Source organism: Paraburkholderia sp. DD10 (assembly GCF_049177125.1).
Lineage (GTDB): Bacteria > Pseudomonadota > Gammaproteobacteria > Burkholderiales > Burkholderiaceae > Paraburkholderia > Paraburkholderia terricola.
This window is the reverse complement of the sequence record NZ_CP185393.1, coordinates 3,588,541-3,606,132: the sequence shown is the minus strand read 5'-3', so window position 1 is coordinate 3,606,132 and position 17,592 is coordinate 3,588,541. Positions and strand designations below refer to the sequence as shown.

The window sequence follows — 17,592 nt, the reverse complement described above, 5'->3', positions numbered from 1 at the left end:
CATTTTTTATCGCGCTTTGCACGCGCTATGCCGCGCTATGCCGCGTTCAGCAGCGCTCTCACTTGCGCAACCCTGGCGGCATCGACCGGCGCGAGCCCCTTGCCGCCGACGCGCACGCCCGAGCCGAAATGCACCGCTTGCACTTGCGTCGCGCGGACGAAGCCGGCAACCGCGTCGACCGTCAAGCCCGCGCCGGCCAGCACCGTGCAATGCGAGCCGGACGCTTGCCTGACCAGGTCGCCTAGCGTTGCTTGCGCGTCGAGCACCGAGGCTTTTCCGCCCGACGTCAGCACGTTCGTCACCGCTTCGAATTCGAGCAGCACGTCGAGCGCTTCTTGCAGATCGCGCGCTTCGTCGAATGCGCGGTGGAAGGTGATCGCAAGGCCGTCGGCCGCGTCGATCGCGCGGGCGAGTGTGTCGCGGTCGATCTGCCCTGCCTGGGTCAGCATGCCGATCACCACGCCGTTGGCGCGCGCCGCTTTTGCCGCGCCCACGTCGCGCAGCATGACCGCGGAGTCGTCGGCGTCGTAGACGAACGAGCGGCTGTGCGGCCGCACGATCACATTCACAGGAATATCAACCGCGCTCACCACCGCTTCGATCAAGCCGACGCTCGGCGTCAGGCCGCCCTCGCCCATCGCGGTGACGAGTTCGAGACGGTCGGCGCCGGCTTGCGCGGCGAGGCGCGCATCGGCCACCGTGGTGGCAATGACTTCGAGCAGAACGGACATGAGGATGAAAGCGCGTCGTGGAAAACGACATCATCTCAGAACCGCTCTTCGTCCACCCAGTCGATGTCGCCGCACAGCACGCAGGTTTGCGCGCCGACGCGCGTCGCCACCGAAAGCGTCACGCACGGCAACGCCTCGTTGATCGACAGATACGGACGCGTCACATGCACGCGTTCCGGCGCATTGATCGCCGCGCGGAAATATGGACGACGCAGCCAGTTCGCCCCTTGCGCGTCGGCGAGCGGCAGAAAGCGCGTTTCATGCGCCGCGCGATCGGCGCGCAGCACGACATTGCGGCCCGCCTGCCGGCCTTTCGAATCGAGCAGGAAACAGCGCGCGGCGTGATCGAGCGCGAGAAAATTCCAGCAGACCTCCTCTAGCGGCTCGCCGGCGGCAAGCCGCTCGGCCGCGCGCTCGAAGGCGCGCAGATACGGTGCGAGGCGGCTCGCATTGTGGCGCTCGCGCGCTTCGGCCTGTTCGCGATAGCGCTCGGTGAGGTCGCTGATGCAAGTCGTCGCCTGGAGGGCGTCCGCCGCGGCGGGGCTCGGGCGGCCGAAAAAGAAACCCTGCACGAAGTCGGCGTTGCAGGCGAGCGCCATCTGCGCTTCGTGCTCGGTTTCGACGCCTTCGATCAGCACGAGCTTGCCCGCTTCGTGCAGCAGCGCGACGAGTCCCGGCAAGATCGTCGCCATGTCGGCGCGATGCGCGGCGTGCGAGAGCATGATGCGGTCGAGCTTCACGATGTCCGGGTTCAGTTGCCAGATCCGCTCGACGTTCGAATGTCCCGCGCCGAAATCGTCGAGCGCGATCAGGAAGCCGCGGTCGCGGAACTGGCGCACGGCGTCGGCGAGACGTTCGAGATCTTCCGCGCGCTGTTCGAGCACTTCGAGCACGATGCGCCGCGGCGGCAGATCGAGCCGCCGCAGATTGGCCAGCAATGCGGCGGCGTGGTACGGATCGGTGAGCGCGCCGGGATGCACGTTGAGGAACAGCCATTCGCGCTCGGCGCCGAGCACCTTGAAGTTTTCCAGATGCAGCGTCTGCGAGAGCCGGTCCAGTTGAAGGACGTCGCCGACCCGCGCGGCCTCGCCGAATACATCGAGCGGCGACACGGGACGGTCGAGCGCGTCGTGCGCGCGCAGCAGTCCCTCGTAGCCGACCGCCCGCATATGCGAGAGGCTGAAAATCGGTTGAAACACGCTGGTGAGCGTCAGCTCGCCATGCTGCACCGAAAAACGTTCGAGTCCCGACGTCACCTCGACGTCGAAACCATGCGGCGCACTGGCCGTCCTTTCCTGCTGCGCAATCGTCATGCGATCCTCTCACGCGAAAGCCGGGCCGGTCCGAACGCGGAAGCGAGCAACCTCGGCGCCGTCTCTCTCAAAATGTGCGTTGTCGATATGGGTTAAGCAAGCTCCATGCGCGCGCTAACGCACCTTGGTAAGTAATTCGCATGAAAGATTGCACCGGCAAAAGGGCCAATGCGCCGCGCGTGGGCGCGGCAGGCACTCTTTAGGTGCGCCGCCCGGTTCGCGCGCTCGCCTGCCTCGTTCGCGGCGGCTCACTCGCTCGAAGCCGCGCCGGGGTCGCATGGGCGTCGCGCGTCCTCGGGCTAAACTTCGGCCTTCCGCCCTGCGCGGCATGACGCGGCGAGGCCGTCGACATCGCGAATAAACACGTTATAGGCTCAGAACAGACCGATGGAAATTGTCTTCACCGTATTGATTCTTTTGCTTGCGGTTGCCGCGTCAGGCGTCGTCACGCGCCTCTTGCCGGTCACGTTGCCGCTGCCGCTCGTGCAGATCGCGATCGGCGCCATGCTCGCGTGGCCGCGGCTTGGACTGCACGTCACGTTCGATCCGGAAATCTTCATGATGCTGTTCATTCCGCCGCTGCTGTTCGCGGACGGATGGCGCATTCCCAAGCGCGAATTCTTCATGGCGCGCCGCGCGATCCTGATGCTCGCGCTCGGGCTGGTTTTCATGACGGTGCTCGCGGTCGGCTACTTTGTCCATGAACTGGTGCCGTCGATGCCGCTGCCGGTGGCATTCGCGCTCGCCGCGGTGCTGTCGCCGACCGATGCCGTGGCGCTCTCCGGCATTGCCGGCAAGGGCAAGATTCCCGGACGGCTCATGCATATCCTCGAAGGCGAGGCGTTGATGAACGACGCGTCGGGCCTCGTCGCGTTGAAGTTCGCGATTGCCGCGGCATTGACCGGCGTGTTCTCGCTGCGCGACGCGTCGATCAGCTTCGTGATCATCGCCGCCGGCGGACTCGCGACGGGCGCGGCCGCGAGCTGGCTGTTCAGCATTGTGTCGACACGCTTTCTGAACCTCACGGAAGAAGGCGATCCGGCGCCGATCGTCGTGATGACGCTGTTGATTCCGTTCGCCGCTTATCTGATCGCCGAGCGTTTGGAGTTATCGGGCATTCTCGCCGCGGTCGCGGCCGGCATGATGATGAATTACACGAGCATCGTGAACGCCGGCTCGGTGTCGTCGCGCATCCGTGCAAACAGCACGTGGACGATGATCGAGTTCGTCTTCAATGGCATGGTGTTCATTCTGTTGGGGCTGCAGTTTCCGCACATTTTCGGCCGGGCTCTGCTCGACGCGCACGAGACCGGCGATGCGCAGGTGTGGCTGCTGATCGGCTACATCGCCGCGGTCGGGGCCGCGCTGTATGCGATGCGCTTCGTGTGGGTGTGGCTGCTGCGCTGGTTCGCGAGCCGCGGCGCGGCGAAGCACGGCGTGGCGAACGCGGTGCCGGGCTTGCGCACGGTGGCGGTGACGACGGTGGCCGGCGTGCGCGGCGCGCTGACGCTGGCGGGCGTGCTGTCGTTGCCGGAGGTGTTGCCTGGCGGCGTGCCGTTGCCGGGCCGCGACCTCGCGATTTTCATCGCGTCGGGCGTGATTCTGCTGTCGCTGCTGGTCGCGGTGGTTGCCTTGCCGTTGTTGCTGCGCGGCTGGCGGCGCGGCAAGGATCCGCATGCGGCGGAGGAAGTTTTCGCGCGCAAGCTGGCGGCGCAGGCGGCGATTCGCGCTGTCGACGATGTGCACGACAGCGAGTGCGCGAATCTGGACGAAGCGGCGTCGGCGTATGCCGCTGATGTGACCGCGCGCGTGATGGACCTTTATCGACGGCGGCTCGCCACGCTCGGAGAGGACCAGGAGCCGCGCGAGTTGGCGCGCCGCGCCGATGCGTTGGAGTTCAGGATGAAGCTGGCGGCGATGCGGGCCGAGAGGAAGACGCTGCTCGCGCTGCGTGGTTCTCAGGCGATTAACGATGAAACTTTGAACAAGCTCATGCGGGAGGTGGATTTGTCGGAGACGGCTTTGACTGTTCGGAGGCGGTAAGGGTTTGGCCTGCTCGGCGGTTTGGGTTGTGGTTGTGGGCTTGGTTTGTTGGGCTTGGGTTGTTGGCCTTTCCTTGCTGGCTTAGTGGTCTATTAGCGTTGCCCCTGTGCGGGGCAATGCTCTCAACTTAAGCCCCGCTGCATCAAGCGAGTTTGTACGCGAGATGGAAGTGGGGCTTGGCTTTTCTGGGTGGTCTTGGATAGGAGCGTGAGGGCTGTATCCGGCATCGGGTCTGGTGGATCATTTCCAGCACACCGGCGAGGCCGTCCAGACAGCGCTGGATGCGCAGAAGACACGCGCCGAGGATGGGCTTGAGTGCGCCCAGTGCATACACCCGGTTAGGACGGCTGGCATGTCTGTCGTCGTGCGGCGCATCGAGATCGCTGAGCAGTGTGCACAGGTTGTCGGCAAGGATTTTTGCGCCGAAGTCCTGCTGTAACGCCAGGTAATCGAGGCCTGTGACGGCTTCCAGCCGCAGCCGGTGCTTGAGTCGTTTGAATGCTTCCTCGACCCGCCAGCGCTGGTGATAGAGCGCGCCGAACGATGCCGCCGGATAACGCCCGCCATCGAGCAGCGAGGTCATCAGCACACGCACGCGACCGCCCGGCGTGACGTCGCGGATCAGGCGCACAGTCGTGGGCGTACGCGCCAGTTCATAGGCGCGGGCATCCGGTTCGCTGGGCGCTTCCAGTGTCACCACATGCTCGGCTTTACCGCTGCGGGTAAAGGCGCTGACGCATTTCCAGTTACGCGCATCGACGCGCATGCAGAACGGGATTTCGCGCTGTGCGAGCGCCGCCACCATCGCGTTGCCGATATAGCCGCGATCGAGCAGCAGCAGGTCGGTATGCGGTTGCAGTACATCGAGGGCTTCGAACAGCATCTGCCGCTCGCCGCCGTCGGCGGGATGAAGTGCAGCGTGCAGGGTCAGTTCGGAACCCGGCAGGAACAGCGCAAACGCGTAGTGATCGGCGCGCAGTTCATGGCCGCGACGCGTGCCCACACGCAGGCGGCTACCGTCAGCGGCGACCAGCCTCAGGCCGTGCCAGCGCATCGAATCGATATGGGGTTGGGCCAGCGAGATCAGGCGGGCGCGGGCCAGCTCGAACAGTTCGGCAGACACTCCCCGTCGCGCCTTGCTGAAGGCCTGTGCGCTGACAGCGCGGGTGCGCCCGCCGCTGCTTCCCAGTGCGCCGAATAGCGCGTCAAGTTCGGCCTGCACACTGGCGCACATGCCGGACATCATCAGCGCGGCCATGCGCGGCAAGGTCAGTGTGCGATTGCGGGTAAAGGCAGTGGGAGAACGACGCACGCGATCGGCGAGCGCCGGATCGAGCAGGAAATCGGAGAACTCAGCCAGAAGCCGCGAGGACGCTGGTATTTGAGTTCATATCGTTGATTTATCAGTGAGTTATGCGATGAAGTTTACAGGGGCAATGCCTCGTTTACAAGCTCTTTGAGGCTTAAGTTGAGAGCATTGCTGTGCGGGGCGGCACCTACTTTCTTTGCCGCCGCAAAGAAAGTAGGCAAAGAAAGCGGCTCACACCGCCAGCTTTGAAGCGGGTCTCCTGGCTTGGAGGGGATCGTGGTGCATCTGGAATCCGTGTTCTCGCCCACTCCGCGCTCGTGACACAGCAGTCATTCTTCCGGCGACGCTGCGCGCGCCGTCGCGGTACTTCATAAAGTCGCACGGCGCTTCTGCGGTCGGCAGCAGTTCTCGATGCCGCAGACAGCTTCCGCCGTCAGCCGCAGTTCTCCAAACCAATAGCGCTGCGTGCGCCCGGCGTCACTGCATCGAATGCTGGCGAGTTGCCGACAATTTGCCGGCGCATCGGCGCGCGGCCGGACGCTCAGCACGGCGACCGGCGACCCGCCTCACAACCCACAACCGGTGTCCTGTGCAACCAGCGACACGTCTGAAACAGCACCTGGCTTTTCGGCGTCTCGCCGAGGCGAAGCCGATGGCCCCCACCGCGCCCAATGAAACCGCTGGTTTCCGTGCGCGCCGCTTCCGGCGAGCGCGCAGCGCGAGGCGGGAAGTATGACTGCCTTGTCACGAACGCCGAATGCGCGAGAACACGGATTCCAGATGCGCCACTGCGCCCTCCAAGCCAGGGGACCCGCTTCAAAGCTGGCGGTGTGAGCCGCTTTCTTTGCCTACTTTCTTTGCGGCGGCAAAGAAAGTAGGTGCCGCCCCGCACAGCAATGCTCTCAACTTAAGCCTCAAAGAGCTTGTAAACGAGGCATTGCCCCTGTAAACTTCATCGCATAACTCACTGATAAATCAACGATATGAACTCAAATACCAGCGTCCTCGCGGCTTCTGGCTGAGTTCTCCGATTTCCTGCTCGATCCGGCGCTCGCCGATCGCGTGCGTCGTTCTCCCACTGCCTTTACCCGCAATCGCACACTGACCTTGCCGCGCATGGCCGCGCTGATGATGTCCGGCATGTGCGCCAGTGTGCAGGCCGAACTTGACGCGCTATTCGGCGCACTGGGAAGCAGCGGCGGGCGCACCCGCGCTGTCAGCGCACAGGCCTTCAGCAAGGCGCGACGGGGAGTGTCTGCCGAACTGTTCGAGCTGGCCCGCGCCCGCCTGATCTCGCTGGCCCAACCCCATATCGATTCGATGCGCTGGCACGGCCTGAGGCTGGTCGCCGCTGACGGTAGCCGCCTGCGTGTGGGCACGCGTCGCGGCCATGAACTGCGCGCCGATCACTACGCGTTTGCGCTGTTCCTGCCGGGTTCCGAACTGACCCTGCACGCTGCACTTCATCCCGCCGACGGCGGCGAGCGGCAGATGCTGTTCGAAGCCCTCGATGTACTGCAACCGCATACCGACCTGCTGCTGCTCGATCGCGGCTATATCGGCAACGCGATGGTGGCGGCGCTCGCACAGCGCGAAATCCCGTTCTGCATGCGCGTCGATGCGCGTAACTGGAAATGCGTCAGCGCCTTTACCCGCAGCGGTAAAGCCGAGCATGTGGTGACACTGGAAGCGCCCAGCGAACCGGATGCCCGCGCCTATGAACTGGCGCGTACGCCCACGACTGTGCGCCTGATCCGCGACGTCACGCCGGGCGGTCGCGTGCGTGTGCTGATGACCTCGCTGCTCGATGGCGGGCGTTATCCGGCGGCATCGTTCGGCGCGCTCTATCACCAGCGCTGGCGGGTCGAGGAAGCATTCAAACGACTCAAGCACCGGCTGCGGCTGGAAGCCGTCACAGGCCTCGATTACCTGGCGTTACAGCAGGACTTCGGCGCAAAAATCCTCGCCGACAACCTGTGCACACTGCTCAGCGATCTCGATGCGCCGCACGACGACAGACATGCCAGCCGTCCTAACCGGGTGTATGCACTGGGCGCACTCAAGCCCATCCTCGGCGCGTGTCTTCTGCGCATCCAGCGCTGTCTGGACGGCCTCGCCGGTGTGCTGGAAATGATCCACCAGACCCGATGCCGGATACAGCCCTCACGCTCCTATCCAAGACCACCCAGAAAAGCCAAGCCCCACTTCCATCTCGCGTACAAACTCGCTTGATGCAGCGGGGCTTAAGTTGAGAGCATTGCCCCGCACAGGGGCAACGCTAATAGACCACTAACAAATCAAGCAAAGGCCAAAAAACCAAGCCCAAAAAACCAACCCCACAACCCAAACCGCCGAGCAGGCCAAACCCCACCTTCAACCCACCGGCCCCCGCGCCGGCTCCCCCCTGAGCAAGGCATAAAGAATAATCGCCCCAAACGTGGCAGTGCCAATCCCACCCAGCCCGAACCCACCAAGCTTCAACGAAAAATCCCCCGCCCCAAGCACGAGCGTCACCGCGGCAACGATCAGATTGCGATTGTCGGCAAAGTCCACTTTATTGACGACCCAGATCCGCGCGCCGGTCACGGCAATCAAACCGAATACGACGATCGACACGCCGCCCAGCACCGGTCCCGGAATGGTCTGAATCACCGCGCCGAACTTCGGCGAAAAACCCAGCACCAGCGCAATCACAGCAGCAATCACGAACACCAGCGTCGAATAGATCTTGGTCACGGCCATCACGCCGATGTTCTCGGCGTAAGTCGTCACGCCCGTGCCGCCGGCAAAACCGGAGACTATCGTCGCGAGACCATCGCCGAAAAATGCGCGGCCCATATAGCCATCGAGGTTCTGACCGGTCATCGCGCTCACCGCCTTGATATGCCCGAGGTTCTCCGCGACGAGAATCACCGCGATCGGCGCGAGCAAGGTCATCGCCCGCGGCTCGAACACCGGCGCCGTGAAGTGCGGCATGCCGAACCACGCGGCGTTCGCGACGATCGAGAAATCGATCGGCTTACCCATGCCGAGGCCGTTCGTGACGATCGCGTAAATCACATACGCCATCAGCAGCCCCACCAGAATCAGCAAACGCTGCAGCATGCCGCGCGCAAACACCGCGACCGCGCCGACACACAGCACCGTCACGAGCGCCATCCACGAATCGAAATTGCTGGCGCTCACGCCGCGCACCGCGATCGGCGCAAGATTCAAACCGATCACGCAGACGATCGCGCCCGTCACCACCGGCGGCATCAGCGTCTCGATCCATCGGGTGCCGACCGCCGACACGATCAACCCGATGATCGCGTACACCACGCCGCACGCGATGATCCCGCCCAACGCCACCGGAATGTTCATGTTCGGGCCTTGCCCGCCGTACCCCGTCACGGCGATCACGAGACCGATGAACGCGAAGCTCGAGCCGAGATAGCTCGGCACGCGCCCGCCCACCACCACGAAGAACAGCAGCGTGCCGATCCCCGACATGAAGATGCACAGATTCGGATCGAAGCCCATCAGGAGCGGCGCGAGCACCGTCGAACCAAACATCGCGACGACGTGCTGAATGCCCATCGCGAACATCTGCGGCCACGCAAGCCGTTCGTCGATACCGACGATGAGGCCCTCGGCGGCGGTGGACTGCGCGCGCCAGCGCGGGAAATAGGAATCGGCCATGGCGGGGGTTCTCCTCTGTTCGGCGTGATGGCGACGGCGCCCGAAAACGCGCCGCCCAGGAATTACGCGCGAGTGTACGGAGTGCCACCTGGCCTGGCAAGGGCGGCGAAAGGCGCGCTGAACCGATCGCGATACGAGGCCGATGAGCTGACGACAACCGCGCTGATCGACCGGTTCGAACCCGCGACGAACGCCTCGCCTCCCGATCACGCCGACGCAACAGCCCGCCTGCGCGAAGAGTCGGCGACGAAAAATCAGCCGCGCCGCGGTTCCAGTGAGAACACCGTGACGGCCGCCTGCAATTGCCTCGCCTGGTCCGCCATCGACGACGCCGCGGCCGCCGCCTGCTCGACGAGCGCCGCGTTCTGCTGGGTCACGTCGTCCATCTGCGCCACAGCGCGATTGACTTCCTCGATGCCCGTGCTTTGTTCCTGCGACGCAGACGAAATCTCGCCCATGATGTCCGTCACGCGTTTCACCGCGAGCGTGACATCGGCCATCGTCTGACCGGCCCGCTCGGCCAGTTGGGCGCCGCTGCCCACGCGCGCCGTCGAGCTTTCGATCAACGCCTTGATCTCCTTGGCCGACACGGCGCTGCGCTGCGCGAGCGAGCGCACTTCACCCGCCACCACGGCAAAGCCGCGTCCCTGTTCGCCCGCGCGCGCGGCTTCGACAGCAGCGTTGAGCGCGAGAATGTTGGTCTGGAACGCGATGCCTTCGATCACGGCGATGATGTCGGTCATGCGCTTCGAGCCGGCCGCCAGCTCGCGCATCGTTTCGACGACATCGCCGACGAGACTGCTGCCGCGCGCCGCCACCTCCGACGCGCCGTGCGCCACGCTGCCCGCCTGCTGCGCGTTCTCGGCGTTCGTCTTTACCGTCGACGTCAGTTCCTGCATGCTCGACGCGGTTTCCTGCAACGCGGCGGCCTGCTCTTCGGTGCGCTGCGACAGGTCGGTGTTGCCCTGCGCGATCTCGCCCGAAGCCATCAGGATCGATTCGCTCGACACGCTGATGCCCGACACGATGCCGGCCAGCCGTTCACGCATGTTGCGCAGCGCGAACAGCATGCTGTCGGTGTCGCCCGCGCGGGTGTCGACGCGCACGCTCAAGTCGCCGTCCGCGATGCGGTTGGCGATCTCCATCGCGTAGTACGGCTCGCCGCCTAGCTGGCGCGACAGGCGGCGCGCGATCGTCGACGCGAGCAGCGCGCCGGCCACGATCGCGCCGAGCACCAGCCCGAGCATCACGAGATGCATGCGCTCGTACTTGCTGGCCGACTGGGCCTGCAAGTCGTCCGCCTGCTGCCGGCGAAAGTCGATCAGCGCGACGATGCGATCGCGCAGCGCCTCGCTCGATGCAATCGCCCGGCGCACGACTTCGTTGTTGTCGACCCCGGCGGGAATCGGTTCGAGACCGATCTGCTGATGCACGATAGCTTCCCAAAGCGCCGACTTGCGCAGCACTTCGTCGAACAGCTCCTGGCCCTTGCTGCTCGCGATGGTCGGGCGATACTGGTCGTACGCGCCATGCATGTCCTTGAGCGATGCGACGATGCTGTCCTTCAGCTTCTGGCGGCCGGCGTCGTCGGTGGCATAGCCAAGATTCGCGGCGGCAAGATCGGCGTCGATCTTGTGACGGTTCGCCTCTTCGAGCCAATACAGGCCATCCATGCTTTTATCGGCAATGGCGTCGGAAATCTCATGCAGCGACGAAAGCGCCGCCAACGCCATTCCTCCGATTACGACCGAAAAGCCGATCACGACGGCAAATGCGAGCAGCAGCTTTCGGAACACGGTCATGCGGTCGAACCACTTCATTTCGCCATCCTGGTTAAGTTTCTGTTTGGGGCCCTTCTCTCCTTCTCTTTACGGCCGCGATGGCAAGGGGCTGAAGCGATAAATGACGGGAATAAGCGAAATGGGACGTTCAACCGGGCTTAATAGCGTAGCCCCCGAACGTCTGCGCGTTCTTACGGCTAGATCCGGACATGATTGGGATTTGTCTTATATATACGCACGCACGTACTGCTTAGACTTTATTGGCTGCGTTGACCCCCATGAGTAAGCGCAAGCGATGTTGTTGTAACTCTCCGACTTTCCGCTCACGCTCCCCGGTGTAAGCGGCTTTTTTTTGCCTGTGCGTTTCATCGCATCCCATTCGCTGCGAGCCGCGCCCGTTCATGTCTGCTCGACGAAAGCGCGGCTCGCGAGACGCAATGTGTGATTGCGCACGTCCTCCGGCCAGGCAGCGACGAACGCTTCGAAGCGCGGCCGATCGTCCGCATACAGCGCGCGCGTGGCGTCCTCGTAACCCGGCAGATTGCCGGCCAGCGCGGTCATGAAGCGATACACCGCTTCTTGCGCCGCACGCTGACGATCCTTGTGCTCGCCGGCGACACGCGCCGCCTCGACCAGTTTGCGCAACGCCACGGAAGCGCCGCCCGGCTGCCCGTTCAGCCAGTCCCAATGACGCGGCAACAAGGTGACCTCCCTTGCCACCACACCCAGCTTGGGCCGACCTCGCCCGCGCGGGGCGTCCTCAGCCGTCGCGTCGGAGGCGGGGGTGGTTTGCGCAGCTTCGGCTTCCTCACTCGGGTGCTCGGCCGCGAGCCTCGCCACGATCTCTTCGGGCGTGCCGCGCAGATCGAACTCGACCGGGTGGCTGGTGGCGTCGTCGAAGATCAGCACCGGCGCCTGTTCGCCACGCGCCAGCACCGCCCTGACCGCTAGCGCTACGTCGGAGAGGGCGCCGGACGCGATGCGGCGGTGGCCTTCGAAGGCAGTGCAAGTAGCGCGATAAACGGTCATGACAAACTCCAGAAAAGAATTTGTCGAATTATAGCCGGGTAAAATACAAAAGCAACATATTACCCGGATGAAATTAACGATAGATGTGGGGCGAGAATTCTGGAGTTAAGTATCCTGGGACGCCGGTGTCGCCGCCTGGCGCTTGCGCGGCCGTGCCGTAGACGACAGTGCGATTGCGGCCCGCGTCCTTGGCTTCGTAGAGCGCCTCGTCGGCTGCGTTGATCAGCTCGCGAGCCGTGGCGAATATCTGGCCGCTCGTGCAGGCAATGCCGATGCTGACCGTCAGCACATGGTGCGAACTCGCCACGTGGCGAACCTCGCGCTCCTGAATCGCGGCGCGAATCTGCTCGGCAAGGTTCATTGCGCCGGCTTCGTCGGTGTCCGGCAGCAGCACTGCGAATTCTTCGCCGCCGTAGCGCGCCGCGGTATCGCCGGGACGCCGCAAGTTGTTCGTGATGCAGCGCGCGACCTCGATGAGCGCAGCGTCGCCGGCGGAATGGCCATACAGATCGTTGAAGCCCTTGAAACTGTCGACGTCGATCAACAACATCGACAACGGCCACGCATTGCGTTGCGCGCGGCCCCATTCCTCGTCCAGGTCCTGCTCGAAGATGCGGCGGTTGTTCAGGCTGGTGAGTCCGTCGGTGCGCGCTAGCACGCGCAACTCTTCCTCGGCGGCGCGGCGTTGCCGCAACTGCTGCGAGAACAGGATCGCAAGCGCGATGATCGTCAGGTCGAGCGCGCCGATCAGCGAGCCGATGATCCATGCGCGACGCCGCCATTCCACATAGATGTCGCGCGTGGAAAGCGCGACGTCGAGGATCAGCGGATACATGTCGATATGGCGGAACGCGTACCAGCGCTCCACACCGTCGATCGCCGCCGTGCCGAAGAAATCGCCGCTCGGCTGCAGGAGAAAGCGCGAATAATTCGCGGTGCCCTTCAGATTGCGGCCGATGATTTTTGGATCGTAGGGTCGTCGCATCAGCATCGTGCCGTCGCTCAGCATCAACGCCATCGAGCCGCCCGGGCCGAGATTCATATCGGCGAACAGGCCGCGGAAATAACTCAGGCGCATGGTGCCGACGACCACGCCGCCGAAGCTGCCGTCCGGCCGGGAGATACGCCGGCTCAACGCGATGCTGACTTCCTTGCCGGCGATCTTCGGCAAAAATGGACGGCTGACGTACAGGCCCACGTCGGGAGAATCCCGCTGCACCTTGAAGTACTCGCGATCCGCGAGGTTGATACGGCGCGGCGGCGAGGCTTGCGAGTCGAACTTGATGTCGCCGGCTTCGTCGAGGACGAAAATCGAGCCCATATCCTTCGCGCCGATGGAGCCGTCGAACAGCAATAGTTGACGCATGGCCGGCGGCAAGTCCTGCACGCCGGGCTGTTTCAACCCCTCCATCACCGCGCGCAACGACAGGTCGTAAATCTCGAGATTGCGCGACACGTCGCGCTCGACCAGCAGCGACACGTTGAAGACGGAATCCTGCGCGCGCCGCAACGCGTCATCGTGCATTTGCGCGAGCACCCACACGGCGAGCGCGAGTATCGCGCTGGCCAGCACGATGCTGATCGCAATCACAATGTTCGGGTGGCGCATCACCATGGGTTTTCGTGGTTCGAGGCTGGCGCGGGGTTGCGCGCGGAGGAGGTTGGGGTTGGCGGCGTGCGGGGCGCGGGCCGGGATTTCGGTAGGGTAGCAGACGATGGGGGGTGGCGAATGGCCGAGAAGAGGGGGTTTTGATGCGTTAGGGGCGGGTGTTGGGTAGCGTTGGAAAATCTATTTGCCGCGGTTGCGGTGTTGCGTATTGCGTGTTTCTCGTCGTGGATGTGTGGTTGCCCGGATTCGAGTTGGCGGCCATGTGCGCGTCAATGCATGTCGATGACTGCCATATCGGATTGCGATTGTCGGGGGGAAGAGGGTATCGAGGATAGCTGGCTGGGATCGCGCGGCTTCGCGGATTGAGGCTCCGGCCTCAAACACTGTAGACAAGATTTCCGACGGGTCGACGCTGGCGTTCTGCTTGCGCCTGCCAGTTTAAGAACTTGATCAACGCAGGCAATAAAAAACCCCGAAGGACGATAGACCTTCGGGGTTTCCGTGAAAGACATTGCTAACTGCAACTTCGGTGGTGGAGAGGAGGAGGATCGAACTCCCGACCTTCGCATTGCGAACGCGACGCTCTCCCAGCTGAGCTACCCCCCCAACGTGCGAACAATTCTAGCACAAGCATTTTCCGTTTTGCCAAGCGCCGCGGCACGCCAAAAGTCACTTCGATGGCGCGCCGGCAAGCACCCAATCCACCACCGTGCGAATGTCCGCATCGCTCATCGATTGATGCGCCGGCATCGGAATCATGCCCCACACGCCGGAGCCGCCCTCCTTCACCTTGCGCGACAATTTCGCCGGCGCTTGGACGTCACCCTTGTACTTCGCGGCGATCTGCTGGAACGACGGCCCGACCAGTTTGCGGTCCACCGCGTGACATCCCATGCAGGCATTCGCGTTCGCGACCATTCGACCACGCGGCGCATCGTCAGCGTGCGCCGTGGATACAAAAGCACTCGCCGCCACGCCAAGCGTCAATGTGGCGGCAAAGACAGCCACGTCCCGCTTCACGGCGTCGTCGCCTTCGGATTACCCGGATGCACCGAGTTCGAATTGGTAACCGGCGCGGGCGCCTGCTGTTCGAGCGGGCGCGAACTCACCGACGAATCCGGAATCGCCCCGATCGTCGGAGCGCTGGCGTCCGGTTGCGACGCGGCCACCGGCGCGGTTCCCGCGGCAGCGGCCGCGGCCGTGGCTTCCTGCGGCTGGATGTACTGGAACACCTTCACGACCTGCGTCACACCCGGCACGCGGCTCGCGACGTCGGCGCCGCGATTGCCTTCGTCCATCGTGACGAGCCCCATCAGATAGACCGAGCCACGCTCGGCCACGACCTTGAAGTTGTTCGCCGAAATATTCTTCTCCGCGATCAGCGCGGTCTTCACACGCGTCTCCAGATACGTGTCGTTCGTGCGCGACGAGAACGAGGTCGCCGGCATGATCGCCAGTTCGTTGACGATCGTATTCACGTTGTTCAAGCCCCGCACGATGGTCTCGGCGCGCTGCTTCGACACTTCGCCCGGCACCTCGCCGGTCAGCAGCACGCGGCGATTGAACACCGCCACGTTGACGTGCGCCGCGTCCGGCAGATTCTGGCTGATCTGCGACAGCGCCTTCACCTGCAATTCACGGTCTTCGGTCTGCGCGCCGAGCGTGCGCCGGTCGGTCGCCACCAGCGCGCCGCCGCCCGCCGCGCCGGCAACCGCAAGGAAGCAACCCTGCAACGTCGCGGACAACCCCGCCGCGAACCCAACCACGAGCACGGTTCTCACCAGTGTCTTCTTGACGCGGAATACGCTCATCAACCAGCTCTCCTTAAATCAGTCAGTCTTCGCCCAGCAACATGGCATCGATGCCGTCGCACAGACAATGGATGGTCAGTAAATGCACTTCCTGGACACGCGCGGTGCGATCGGACGGCACGCACACGTGGATATCGGTATCGCTCAATACGTCCTGCATGCGCCCGCCGCCCTTGCCGGTCAGCGCGACCACGATCATTTCGCGCTCGTGCGCGGCCTCGATCGCGGCGAGCACGTTGGCGGAATTGCCCGAGGTGGTGATCGCCAGCAAGACGTCGCCCGGCTGGCCGAGCGCCCAGACCTGCTTCGAGAAAATCTGCTCGAACGAATAATCGTTGGCGATCGCGGTAAGCACCGACGTGTCGGTGGAAAGCGCGATCGCGGGCAGGCCCGGACGCTCGCGCTCGAACCGGCCGATCAGTTCGGCGGCGAAATGCTGCGCGTCCGCCGCCGAGCCACCGTTGCCGCACGCCAGAATGCGGTTGCCGTTGGCGAGCGCGGCGAACATCGTGTCGATCGCGGCGGCGATCGGCATCGACAGGGTTTCCAAGGCTTCGAGTTTGACTGCCGCGCTATCGCGGAAGTGTTGTTGAATGCGTTCGACTGACATCGAGTCTCTATCTTTCTACCGCGAATGGACCGCAGTGCGCGGCCGTGTTGTGAAGTCGTATTGCGAAGTCGCGTGACGTTGACGAGCCATGCCGGTCATGCAGCGCACTCATCGGTCGCGTGACGAACATCGCGAGACACGCTGCTGGCTGCATCATCGGCATCGCCCCGTGGCCCGCACGCGAGCGCAAGTTTATCGCACTCACGCGCCTTCTCAGCGCATGGCGTCAGACTTCGTCTGCGCGAAACGCATCGCGCAGCCAGATGAGCCGACCCGCTTCGAACGCAATCACATCGAAACGGCATGCAGGCTCATCCTGTGAACGCTGGCTGCGACTCGCCAGATAATGCCGCGCGGCGCGCACGATCCGCTGCTTCTTCTGCCAGCCGATACTCGCCGCCGCGCCGCCATAGTGCCGTTGCGCCCGCGCACGGACTTCGACGAACACCAGCGCGCCGTCGCGATCGCGCATCACGAGATCGATTTCGCCGCCACGGCACGACACGTTACGCGCGACGAACCGCAAGCGCTGCCGCTGCAAGAATTCCTGCGCGCGCGCCTCGAAAGCGGAGCCGACGAATTTCGACCCAGTTGATCTCGAAAAGTTGTGCCGGTCGGCGGATGCGCGCCGCGCCGGCGGGCCGCCGCCCGGATCGCCCGGCCCTGCGTGGCACAATGGCGGCCTTCTTCCGTCTGTTTGCGTCTTCTGCCTCATGACTCCTCTCTCCGAACTCGCGCAAGGGCAGCAGTACCCCACCGCCGCGCTGTATGTGGTGGCGACGCCGATCGGCAACATCGCCGACGTCACGCTGCGCGCGCTGCATGTGCTCGGACTGGTGGACCGCATCGCCGCCGAAGACACCCGCAACACAGGTCAACTGCTCGCGCGCTACGGCATTTCCAAGCCGCTCGTCGCGGTCCATCAGCACAACGAGCGCGCGGCGGCGCAGCGCCTGATCGAGCATCTGCAAGCCGGCGAACGTGTCGCCTACGTGTCGGATGCGGGCACGCCGGGCATCTCCGATCCCGGCGCGAAACTCGTGGACGCAGTACGCGAAGCCGGCTATCCGATCATTCCATTGCCAGGCGCGAGCGCACTCGCGACCGCATTGAGCGCGGCCGGCGACTGGGTGGCGACGTTCTCGTTCCTCGGCTTTCTGCCACCGAAGGCAAAGGCGCGCGCCGCGACGCTGCAAGCGCTCGCGAAGCATCCGCACGCAATGGTGTTCTACGAAGCGCCGCACCGGATCGTCGAAACGGTGCAAGCCTTGGCCGACGCTTTCGACGGCGAGCGCAAGCTGCTCATCGCACGGGAATTGACGAAGTTACACGAAGCGCTGCATTGCGGCACCCTGGCCGAAGGGCCAACGTGGCTCGCGGCCGATCCGAACCGGCAGCGCGGTGAATTTGTGCTAGTGGTGGAAGGTGCGCAGCCCGAGGCCGCCGGCGAACACGATCACGACGCTCTGCTGGGCATCTTGCTGGAAGAACTGACGGTGAGCAGCGCGGCGAAAGTCGCGGCGGCTATCACCGGAGCGTCGCGCAATGCGCTATACACCCGCGCATTGGCGCTGAAGAAAGACGAAGAATAAACAGAGGGCAACAGGGGCAAACGAAAAGGGCCGCACAGTTATTCGACTGTGCGGCCCTTTTCGTTCCTGCGGCAGCGCGTGAG

At 64.0% G+C, this 17,592-nt stretch carries 14 protein-coding genes and 1 tRNA gene; 3 read left to right on the top strand and 12 right to left on the bottom strand.

Translation table 11 applies throughout. The annotated features are described in order from the left end of the window. Positions 1-35: 35 nt before the first annotated feature. A complete protein-coding gene (locus ACOCG7_RS31690; RefSeq protein ID WP_073432233.1) occupies positions 36-731 on the bottom strand; it encodes a copper homeostasis protein CutC in 696 nt (231 codons plus the stop codon). Between the two features lie 35 nt (positions 732-766). Beyond that, positions 767-2,044: a sensor domain-containing phosphodiesterase gene (locus ACOCG7_RS31685; RefSeq protein ID WP_073432234.1), complete on the bottom strand. Its 1,278-nt coding sequence runs from the start codon at positions 2,042-2,044 to the stop codon at positions 767-769. A 387-nt stretch (positions 2,045-2,431) separates the two neighbouring features. Here ACOCG7_RS31685 and ACOCG7_RS31680 point away from each other — a divergent pair, with 387 nt between their 5' ends. Then, positions 2,432-4,087: a Na+/H+ antiporter gene (locus ACOCG7_RS31680; RefSeq protein ID WP_073432235.1), complete on the top strand. Its 1,656-nt coding sequence runs from the start codon at positions 2,432-2,434 to the stop codon at positions 4,085-4,087. Between the two features lie 142 nt (positions 4,088-4,229). On the opposite strand, the gene ACOCG7_RS31675 is transcribed toward ACOCG7_RS31680, so the two are convergent. After that, positions 4,230-5,426: an IS4 family transposase gene (locus tag ACOCG7_RS31675; protein WP_114161999.1), complete on the bottom strand. Its 1,197-nt coding sequence runs from the start codon at positions 5,424-5,426 to the stop codon at positions 4,230-4,232. A gap of 963 nt (positions 5,427-6,389) precedes the next feature. On the opposite strand from ACOCG7_RS31675, the gene ACOCG7_RS31670 reads away from it, so the two are divergent. Then, positions 6,390-7,628, top strand: coding sequence for an IS4 family transposase (locus tag ACOCG7_RS31670; RefSeq protein ID WP_342346033.1), 1,239 nt, complete (start codon positions 6,390-6,392; stop codon positions 7,626-7,628). Positions 7,629-7,769: 141 nt separating this feature from the next. Here ACOCG7_RS31670 and ACOCG7_RS31665 read toward each other — a convergent pair whose 3' ends face one another. From ACOCG7_RS31665 to ACOCG7_RS31625, 9 genes are all read right to left on the bottom strand, one after another. Further along, the gene (locus ACOCG7_RS31665) at positions 7,770-9,077 is read right to left on the bottom strand and encodes a solute carrier family 23 protein (RefSeq protein ID WP_073432941.1); all 1,308 of its coding nucleotides are present in this window, start codon (positions 9,075-9,077) and stop codon (positions 7,770-7,772) included. A gap of 254 nt (positions 9,078-9,331) precedes the next feature. Beyond that, on the bottom strand, positions 9,332-10,897 hold the full coding sequence (locus tag ACOCG7_RS31660) for a methyl-accepting chemotaxis protein (RefSeq protein WP_073432940.1): 1,566 nt from the start codon (positions 10,895-10,897) through the stop codon (positions 9,332-9,334). 360 nt (positions 10,898-11,257) lie between these two features. Then, positions 11,258-11,887, bottom strand: a complete 630-nt coding sequence (locus ACOCG7_RS31655; RefSeq protein ID WP_073432939.1) for a DUF2239 family protein — start codon at positions 11,885-11,887, stop codon at positions 11,258-11,260. Positions 11,888-11,960: 73 nt separating this feature from the next. After that, a complete protein-coding gene (locus ACOCG7_RS31650; protein ID WP_073432938.1) occupies positions 11,961-13,502 on the bottom strand; it encodes a sensor domain-containing diguanylate cyclase in 1,542 nt (513 codons plus the stop codon). Between the two features lie 524 nt (positions 13,503-14,026). Beyond that, positions 14,027-14,102, bottom strand: a tRNA-Ala gene (locus ACOCG7_RS31645). 63 nt (positions 14,103-14,165) lie between these two features. Continuing rightward, complete coding sequence (locus ACOCG7_RS31640; RefSeq protein WP_167363318.1) at positions 14,166-14,516, bottom strand: c-type cytochrome; 351 nt, start codon at positions 14,514-14,516, stop codon at positions 14,166-14,168. Continuing rightward, on the bottom strand, positions 14,513-15,307 hold the full coding sequence (locus ACOCG7_RS31635; protein ID WP_073432383.1) for a BON domain-containing protein: 795 nt from the start codon (positions 15,305-15,307) through the stop codon (positions 14,513-14,515). The genes ACOCG7_RS31640 and ACOCG7_RS31635 overlap by 4 nt, the downstream gene beginning before the upstream one ends. A 22-nt stretch (positions 15,308-15,329) precedes the next feature. Continuing rightward, the gene (locus tag ACOCG7_RS31630) at positions 15,330-15,917 is read right to left on the bottom strand and encodes a phosphoheptose isomerase (RefSeq protein ID WP_073432384.1); all 588 of its coding nucleotides are present in this window, start codon (positions 15,915-15,917) and stop codon (positions 15,330-15,332) included. 226 nt (positions 15,918-16,143) lie between these two features. Beyond that, on the bottom strand, positions 16,144-16,593 hold the full coding sequence (locus ACOCG7_RS31625) for a YraN family protein (RefSeq protein ID WP_073432385.1): 450 nt from the start codon (positions 16,591-16,593) through the stop codon (positions 16,144-16,146). Between the two features lie 37 nt (positions 16,594-16,630). On the opposite strand from ACOCG7_RS31625, the gene rsmI reads away from it, so the two are divergent. After that, complete coding sequence (rsmI, locus tag ACOCG7_RS31620) at positions 16,631-17,509, top strand: 16S rRNA (cytidine(1402)-2'-O)-methyltransferase (RefSeq protein ID WP_073432386.1); 879 nt, start codon at positions 16,631-16,633, stop codon at positions 17,507-17,509. Positions 17,510-17,592 lie beyond the last annotated feature (83 nt).